At 54.5% G+C, this 1,521-nt stretch carries 1 protein-coding gene and 1 pseudogene; both read right to left on the reverse strand.

Annotated features, from left to right (window positions below):
• A pseudogene (locus HEQ34_RS14425) lies at positions 1 to 328 on the reverse strand (hypothetical protein); the annotation flags it as partial.
• A 3-nt stretch (positions 329 to 331) separates the two neighbouring features.
• On the reverse strand, positions 332 to 1,504 hold the full coding sequence (locus HEQ34_RS14430; protein ID WP_366934882.1) for a YjgN family protein: 1,173 nt from the start codon (positions 1,502 to 1,504) through the stop codon (positions 332 to 334).
• Positions 1,505 to 1,521 lie beyond the last annotated feature (17 nt).

The raw sequence follows: 1,521 nt of genomic DNA on the forward strand, positions 1-1,521 counted from the left end.
CCGCGCTGGTCAGTGTAAAGGCAAGCGCCGCCTTGCCCAGCCCAAGCCGGTCCACCCATCCGCCATAATTGCGCGGCGCAGGCAACAAAGCGGTCAGTTCCGATGGCACGGGCCCCGACAGCGTCAGCCGCCAACCATCGCGGCCACTAAGGCCATAGACATCGGCCTCCCCCTGCTTTGTCACATATTCGACATCGGCAAAGGGAAAGGGGCCGCTGCGCCGTTCGTTCTCTGCCAAATAGAAATACTGGCCAACGACCTGCACCTCCACCTTGCGCTTCACGGCGCTTTGGCCGTCATAATGCGCGACGTCGAAGAAAGCGGACATTGTTTAGATCGCCCCCACGTCAAAGGCATCGAGCAAGCCTTCGCCATGTTTTTCAACCACGGTCTGCGACTGGGTCAATTCGTCGATGTTAATCTCACCATACGCTTCCATATGGTCGACGAAGAATTTCCAGTTGCGATAGGGCATGAAGATATAGCCAATGCCCAAGGTGCAGATGATGATCGCCATATTGGCCAAAAAGAACAATATCCAGTCCGCCGCGCGCGCGCGAAATTCAAATTCCAGCGTGTGCAACCGCAAGCCGCCGACGGCCAGACGGAAATATTTGCTGTAAAATATCAACGCGACGAGCGGCAACATGATGTAAAATGCCAAGATGGCAACAACGGTGACGATAGCGCCAATCGCCATGCCCGTATTGCCCAAAACGTCCGGCGTGCTACCCGAATGGGCCATGCTGAAACCGAAAATCACCACCCCAACAAAAAGGAGAAACGGCACGAGATAGAATATTAAATAACGCTTCATCAGCGGCGTCCATTGCGCATTCGCGCTGAATCGGTGCGGGCCAAAGCTCATCGCGTTCCACCGGTCGTTCCACAAGGATATCATCGCCCATGGCACCATCAGGAATATCGGCAACCAGCCAAGGACGCTTTTCCACATATAGGACAGCCCATATTGGAAACCAGGGTCATTACTGCCGCCGCGAATGCCGCGCCAATAAGTGCGGCTGAGCCGGTAGCGCAGCGCGCGGAAATAGGCGACGCCCGTGAGGTAGAATAACAACAGGAACATTGCGAACGTCAGCAGTCCGGCCAACACCGGCGCGCCCTGAAAAATCAGGCCCTGCGTCACCAATTGAATGACAATGAACGGCAAGCCAATGAGCAAAAATACCATGATGAAGCCGATAAAAAGCTCCATCCCGCGCCCCGTCCATTCCAGACGTTCGTCAATAAAATCGGTCTTACCCCACAAATATTCGCGTTCGCGCGTGGTCGCCCAAAAACGATAAATGCCAAGCGTGACAATGGTCAGCAACAAATTGGAAACGGCAATGCGCGCAAATTCCTGCCAACTTCCGTGAAAACGAAAGGCACTATATTGCGGTAAGTGTTCGTCGTTCATGGATGTGCGCCCCCCGTTTGCGATGCGCCAGACATGCGGTAAAATGTTACGCTTTGTCAACAAATGCTTTTCTTTGAGGGACATGGGCGGTGGGGGGGGGG

It is taken from the genome of Sphingorhabdus sp., from assembly GCF_023910635.1.
Taxonomy (GTDB): Bacteria; Pseudomonadota; Alphaproteobacteria; order Sphingomonadales; family Sphingomonadaceae; genus Sphingorhabdus_B.

Bases quoted from the DNA above. Each gene is read 5' to 3' on its own strand.
- HEQ34_RS14430 (WP_366934882.1), bottom strand. From the start codon at position 1,504: ATGTCCCTCAAAGAAAAGCATTTGTTGACAAAGCGTAACATTTTACCG.